Here is a 5,649-nt window from a genome sequence, read left to right on the forward strand (position 1 = left end):
GGATGAACCCCTCGCGCACGTGCACGAACTCGGCCAGCGGACCCGAGTGGATCATGGTCTGCAGCGGCTCGTAGACGTTGTTGGTCTGCGACTCCGCGAACGCGAGCAGCCCGAGCAGCGACTTGCGGCGCGGAATGCCCATGGCCTCGCCGACCTGGTACTCGTACTCCCACCCGCAGCCACAGCCGTGGTCGGCGCACCGGTACACCTCGCCGCCGCGGGCGAATCCGTCGAAGAGCGTGGGTCCCACGGCCTCGGCCAGGAGCATGGCCGCGCCCCACGGGGACTTTCCGCACTTCTGAGGACCGACGATGACCGAGCGGCGGTACACGAACGGGGCGAGCAGACGCCGCGAGTCGGCGATCGCGCGGGCGTGGACCCGGTAGTGGTTGGCGGTGCAGAACAGCTGCCAGCCGTTGAACTCCAGGGGGTCGTTCTCCATCACGCCCGAGGGGACACGGCAGTGCGCCTCGACCCAGTCGGTGACGATGAACCCGAGGGTCAGCAGCGGGTCGAAGTCGAGAGCGAGGTCTTCACCGGCCATCGCCGGTGACTACCTTCATCCGGTCGCGGGAGGACCGCGGGGCGGGGGGCGCCGTCTGCTCCTTCTCGGCCCGCTTCACGCCCAGGCTGTCGGTCGCGATGGCCCAGCCGTTCTCGCGCAGGCCGGCCGGGGTGAGACCGATCTGGTCGCGGAAGCGGTGCAACTGCGCCACGAGCGAGGCGTTGGCGTCCGGCTCGAGCTCGACCACGGTCTTGAGGCGGCAGAACTCCGCGATCGTCGGCCAGCGCCAGGGCTCCAGCTCCCACGCGACCGCCTGCGGCATCTTCCAGTGGTCGCGCCAGATCTGCAGCTCGCGCCTGCGGAAGTCGTTGGACGCCGCCTTGTCGGGCACGCGCATCTTCGAGCCGCCCTCGCCGGCCAGGGTGAGCCAGCGCTGGACCTTCGGCAGCGGGAACGCCGGGGCGTGGCCCTTTCGGCCCTCGGACGGGAGCGCGGTCAGGCTGATGCCGCGGCTGTCGCTGCGCCCCGAGTTGGGGTTCAGCGAGGGCCCCGACCGGTTGCGTGCACCTCCACTGGCCACGGTCCTACCTCCTCGAGGTGGGCGTCGCGCCCACGCCGGCGGACCGGGTCGGGCGTCGCGCCCGATCCGGTATGCGTCTGGTGCTATACCGGTGCGGGCGCTGGCCCGGGGCCGGAACTTTTGAACCCTCCGCACCTTTTTCGGCTCTCCTCCGCGGTCTCCATCGGACCGCGTTCGGCCCACCCCCCTGGGCAGACCGGCGAGGGCTATACCTTCTGTGCGATACCCGCTTGCTTGCTGCTGTTGCACGACAGGCAGAGGGTCTGAGCGTTCGCTCTGCTGTGCTCGCCTTGGTCCGCGAGGGCGACGACGTGGTCGACGGTCGCCGCGGTCAAGGTGTACGGGTCGGGATCGGTGCACCGGATGGCGCACAGCTGGCAGGTCCACTCGTCGCGAGCGAACACAGCGGCCCGGTCGAACACCTCGACGATTGCCACGCCCGCTGCGCGAGCACGCTTGACCGCGTCCTGCGCCCAGTCGTACCCCGAGCTGGGGGCGAGGCGGTGGCCCCACTGCACCACGCTGCGGCAGCGCACGCTGCACGTCGTGGCGTACGAGGCGTCGACGCGGCGCACGACCACGGCGCCACAGACGACACACGGCCGCTGCTCCTTCGGGTGCCGCGAGCTCTCACCCATCACGAGGCGGTTGTAGTGCGTGGCGCAGAAGCCGCGGGCACGGTGGCCGTTGCGGCAGCCAGGGACGTCGCATGTTCGGGCAGCCGGCACCGGCGTCTCTCCCTTCGGAAACGCCACGACCCCCGTCGCTGGCCCTGCTGGGCGAGCGTGCGGGGGTCGTCTGGGCGGCGGGGTGTCAGTGCTAGCGCAGGCGCTGTGCGTTGCCGCGCAGTGCGCCGTCGCGGGCGTTGCAGCTCAGGTGGACCACGCCCCGGTAGCCAGCGCGGTCCGGCGTGTGGTCGAGCGCCAGGTCCTGGCCGGCCACCATCACCTCCTTGCAGAAGTGGCAGGTCATGCCGATGGCCTCGGCTCGCATCCGCTTCGACAGCTGGGTGTGGGTGTAGCCGTAGCCACGCGCGGTGGCTGAGCCGCGCTCACGGTCGACCTGGCGCCGGTGGTCGAGGCAGCGTCCATCTCGGACGCCCGCCTCGACCAGCGCGGGGCAGCCGGCCTGCGCACAGTTGCGCTTCGCCATCAGCCACCCCCAGACGACGAACGCCCCGGGCCGTGTGGCTCGGGGCGTCAGGTTCTTCCGACTGGCTCGGGACGCACTACGCCGCCCCGTCGCTGTCCACGGTACCTGATGCCCGCCTGTCGCCGCCAGCATCCCGGACCGCCAGCGCGTCGGCGACGCGGTAGAGCTTGCGCTTGCGTGCGTCCATGCCGCAGGAGCGGAACAGGGGCGGGAGCACGGTGCGGACGCCACCGCGCACGACGGGCTTGTCGTTGGTCCAGTTCCGGATCGTGGAAGCCGGCACGTCGATGCGGACGGCGAGGTCGTCGGCACAGAGCCGGTCGGCCTTCTTGATGTGCTCGGCCTTGACCGTGTTGCGGTAGCGGTTCTCGGACAGGCTTTCCTTGCAACGGTCGCACCAGTAGGTGACGACGCCCTGCTTGTCGACGGTGCGCTCGACGGGCTTCTTGCAGGTGAGGCACGGGGCGCCGCGCTCGGTCTGCTCGCCGTCGCGTACGACGCGCTCGAGGTGGGCGCGGCAGTCGCGGACCGCGTGGGCGAAGGGGCCGAAGTCGAGGAGCGGGGAGCGGGCCATCTCGGTGAGGTGACGCAGGAGGTACTCCGCCGACGCCTGGACGGTGGCGGGCTCGTCGGGGTCCGGCTGGTCGTGCTCGAGGGTGTCGCGCCACAGCATGTCCCAGGTGCCGAGGACCCACAGCGGGTGGAGATTCGAGGCGGCGGTCTGGTCGAGCCAGGTGCGGACGTCGTCGAGGTCGGTGGCCTCGCAGTCCGGGGGGACAACGCGGCCGGCGAGGGCTGATGCGGCGACGTGGTGCCACGCCTCGGGGTCAGGGACGGGACCGATGAGGGTCATGGCCTCGGAGTTCACGCCGCGGGCCGTGGCCTCGTCGTGGAGGGGTTCACCAACGAGGTGGGCGATCTGGGTGATGCCGTCGCGGGTGGTGGCGACGCACTCGGCGCAGGCGCCCTCGACGTGGGTGTCACCACACACGGTGCAGTGCGGCTCGGTGCAGGGCTGGCACCCCGGGCAGTCGGGGTCGTGGTAGCCGGGCCGGTCGTCGTGACGGCCGGGGATGACGCGGGGCTCGTGGCGGCCCGCTGGTCGGCACTGGGTCATGCGTGGGCCTCTCGTGACGGTGTGGGGGCGGGCGGCATCGTCGGGGCGAGCACGCCCGCGAGGTGGTCGACCATGGCCTCGGTGTGGAGCGCGAACGATCGCCACAGCAGGTTGAACGCCTTCTCGGGGAGGTAGCCGGAGTCCTGGAGCGCGCACCGGATCGTGTCGGTCTGGTCGCGGTGCACGAGGTGCAGCAGCTCGTGCGTGATGGTGTTGCGGAGGATGTCCTCGGGCTGGTCACGCCAGTCGGTCGCGAAGTAGATCATCGCGATGAACCGGCCCTCGGTCGGGTGCACAGAGGCGTGTACGCCTTCCTCGGCGGGGTCGGCAGCGATCCAGACCGTCCAGTGCGTGAGGTGCAGGCGCTCACGCACCGTGTTGACGTACTGCTCCAGCTCCCGCACCTCCTTGGCGCTCAGGTGGGCGCCCTTGCCCGGTTCGATGGGGTCAGCCACGGCCACCACACCCCGGCTGTCGTCGGTCTCGGGGCGGATCACTGGGGCCCCTCTCCCACGGCGCGGAGCGTGCGGCGGTCCGCGTGCCCTCCGGGGGTGTCGGCGTACCGGGCCCGACGCTCGACGACGTCGTCAGCGGTTGCCAGCTGCGGGCCGAGCTGGTCGCGCTCCTCGGCCGCCGCCAAGATCGCGACGAGGGACACCTCGGCGCCCTCCTGCCAGGCGAGAGAGCCGTCGGCATTGCGGTGGCGACCTCGATGGCCAGCGTCCTTCGCGCACTGCTGGCGGAGGTCGTCCACGGGGTCCTTGAGCGTCTCGCGGATGAAGCGCCTCGGGCAGGTCGTGGTCATGGGCTCTCCTCGAGGGTGAGGTCGATCTGGTTGGCGACGCGGGCGGCGAGGTCCGGTCGGAGGGTCCAGAGGCCGAGCGCTCCGTCGGTCTGGATGGGGACCGGCAGCAGCCGGGCGTTGGCGAGTTCGTAGTGCCAGGCGGGGCGGTGGGTGGTGGAGCAGCGGCCCCGGCGGTGGTCGGCGCAGAGGTCGACCGCCCGCATGGCCCACGGGGAGCAGCCGAGGCGGCACTCGGTCTCGTCGTGGGCGTCGACCACGTCGACGACCGCGATGACCGCGGACATGCGCCACCGCGGCGGGCAGCGCGGGACCCCAGGGTTGGGGACGGGGCGGCCGGTGAGGCGCTCGACCATGTCGAACGCCCACTCGGCCTCGGGGCGGGAGCCGGCGTGGATCGCGAGCGGGCCGCGGTGTGCCCACCGGGTGGTGCGGTTCTCGATCGTCTTCTCGCCCGACGCGATGGCGCCCGCGAACGGCTGACGGACGGTGAGGGCCTTCATGCTGCGGGCCTGACGCCGCCGTCGCGGTTGAGGTACGTGAGCCCGGGCGGGTACGCGTAGAGCCGCACGGGCACCTCGAGCGGGTCCTGGCCCTGGCGGAGGAGCCACCCCTGGGCCGTCGCGACCGCGCGCTGCACCTCGATGAGGGCGTGGCAGCCGTCCGGGGTCGTCGCCGACCCGCACACCAGCAGCAGGTTCGCGGGGCTGTTCGCGTCCCCGCGGCTGGTGCCGCCCATCCCCCGCGGCCGGCGGTGGTGGAACGAGTGCGGGAACGACCCCCACCCGTCGTCGCCGTACAGCTGGCGGCCGCACACCTCGCAGCAGCCGTCCGCGCGGCCCAGCACGCGCCGGCGGACGTTGAGCGAGGGCCCGGTGTCCCTCGGTGGCTTCCGGGTCGTCTGCGCCCGGCTCAGGCGCTTCTCCCGCGACCGCTGCATCGGGGCGGTCCGGGCCAGCTCGGTGCGCCGCAGCTCTGTGCGGCGCACCAGCGCGGTGCGGCGCAGGCTCACGAGCGGCGGGCCAGGCTCGCCGGGGAGGCCGCGAGGCCGGCCGCCACGCCCTCGCGCACCGCGTCCGCGATGGGCGCTGGCGACTTCCCGTACTGCCTTGCGCGCGACACCACGACATCCGGGTCGCCGATCCGGTCGTACCAGTCGCGGGCCCATGTCGCGTCGCCCATCGCGGTGTGCCGCAGCGCCGGCGGGAGCGGAGTCACGCCGCACAGCTCGGCCAGCGCGTCGGAGGAGTCGGGGAGGTCGTCGAGCCCCCGGGCGTGGAGGGCGCCGACGGCCATCGACTTCACGTCGATCGGCCAGTAGTGCCACGCCGGCGCCAGGCGGTGGCGGCGGAGCATCTTGTCCAGGACGTGCACGTCGAAGCCGGGGTTGACCCCGACCAGGGTGGCGCCGCGGGTCTCGCGCTCCACCATGCGGGCGAGGCGGTCCTCGCGGAGGACCTCGAGGCGGCACGGGCCTGGTCGCTGGGCCACTG

Annotated in this window: 9 protein-coding genes and 1 pseudogene; all 10 read right to left on the reverse strand. The window is 72.5% G+C overall.

Annotation, left to right across the window (positions count from 1 at the left end; translation table 11 throughout):
* Window positions 1-544: pseudogene (locus KK617_RS18300) on the reverse strand (hypothetical protein); the annotation flags it as partial.
* The gene (locus tag KK617_RS18305; protein ID WP_277501623.1) at window positions 534-1,085 is read right to left on the reverse strand and encodes a hypothetical protein; all 552 of its coding nucleotides are present in this window, start codon (window positions 1,083-1,085) and stop codon (window positions 534-536) included. The gene KK617_RS18305 and the pseudogene KK617_RS18300, both read right to left, overlap by 11 nt.
* A 206-nt stretch (window positions 1,086-1,291) precedes the next feature.
* Window positions 1,292-1,723 (reverse strand): HNH endonuclease, encoded by a 432-nt coding sequence (locus KK617_RS18310; RefSeq protein ID WP_277501632.1) that lies wholly within the window; start codon window positions 1,721-1,723, stop codon window positions 1,292-1,294.
* Between the two features lie 181 nt (window positions 1,724-1,904).
* Window positions 1,905-2,237 (reverse strand): endonuclease domain-containing protein, encoded by a 333-nt coding sequence (locus tag KK617_RS18315; protein WP_277501624.1) that lies wholly within the window; start codon window positions 2,235-2,237, stop codon window positions 1,905-1,907.
* A 76-nt stretch (window positions 2,238-2,313) separates the two neighbouring features.
* Entirely contained in the window at window positions 2,314-3,354 is a 1,041-nt protein-coding gene (locus KK617_RS18320) for a hypothetical protein (RefSeq protein ID WP_277501625.1), read from the reverse strand.
* The gene (locus KK617_RS18325; RefSeq protein WP_277501627.1) at window positions 3,351-3,809 is read right to left on the reverse strand and encodes a hypothetical protein; all 459 of its coding nucleotides are present in this window, start codon (window positions 3,807-3,809) and stop codon (window positions 3,351-3,353) included. Before KK617_RS18325 ends, KK617_RS18320 begins: the two co-directional genes overlap by 4 nt.
* A gap of 38 nt (window positions 3,810-3,847) precedes the next feature.
* On the reverse strand, window positions 3,848-4,159 hold the full coding sequence (locus KK617_RS18330; protein ID WP_277501628.1) for a hypothetical protein: 312 nt from the start codon (window positions 4,157-4,159) through the stop codon (window positions 3,848-3,850).
* Window positions 4,156-4,659 (reverse strand): hypothetical protein, encoded by a 504-nt coding sequence (locus KK617_RS18335; RefSeq protein WP_277501629.1) that lies wholly within the window; start codon window positions 4,657-4,659, stop codon window positions 4,156-4,158. The genes KK617_RS18330 and KK617_RS18335 overlap by 4 nt, the downstream gene beginning before the upstream one ends.
* Complete coding sequence (locus KK617_RS18340; protein ID WP_277501630.1) at window positions 4,656-5,168, reverse strand: HNH endonuclease signature motif containing protein; 513 nt, start codon at window positions 5,166-5,168, stop codon at window positions 4,656-4,658. Before KK617_RS18340 ends, KK617_RS18335 begins: the two co-directional genes overlap by 4 nt.
* On the reverse strand, window positions 5,165-5,649 hold a 485-nt coding region (locus KK617_RS18345), incomplete at its 5' end, for a hypothetical protein (protein WP_277501631.1). The genes KK617_RS18345 and KK617_RS18340, both read right to left, overlap by 4 nt.

The organism is Nocardioides sp. ChNu-99 (assembly GCF_029493445.1).
In the GTDB taxonomy this organism is placed as follows: Bacteria; Actinomycetota; Actinomycetes; order Propionibacteriales; family Nocardioidaceae; genus Nocardioides.

Bases quoted from the DNA above. Each gene is read 5' to 3' on its own strand.
- KK617_RS18310 (WP_277501632.1), bottom strand. From the start codon at position 1,723: ATGGGTGAGAGCTCGCGGCACCCGAAGGAGCAGCGGCCGTGTGTCGTC.
- KK617_RS18315 (WP_277501624.1), bottom strand. From the start codon at position 2,237: ATGGCGAAGCGCAACTGTGCGCAGGCCGGCTGCCCCGCGCTGGTCGAG.
- KK617_RS18320 (WP_277501625.1), bottom strand. From the start codon at position 3,354: ATGACCCAGTGCCGACCAGCGGGCCGCCACGAGCCCCGCGTCATCCCC.
- KK617_RS18330 (WP_277501628.1), bottom strand. From the start codon at position 4,159: ATGACCACGACCTGCCCGAGGCGCTTCATCCGCGAGACGCTCAAGGAC.
- KK617_RS18335 (WP_277501629.1), bottom strand. From the start codon at position 4,659: ATGAAGGCCCTCACCGTCCGTCAGCCGTTCGCGGGCGCCATCGCGTCG.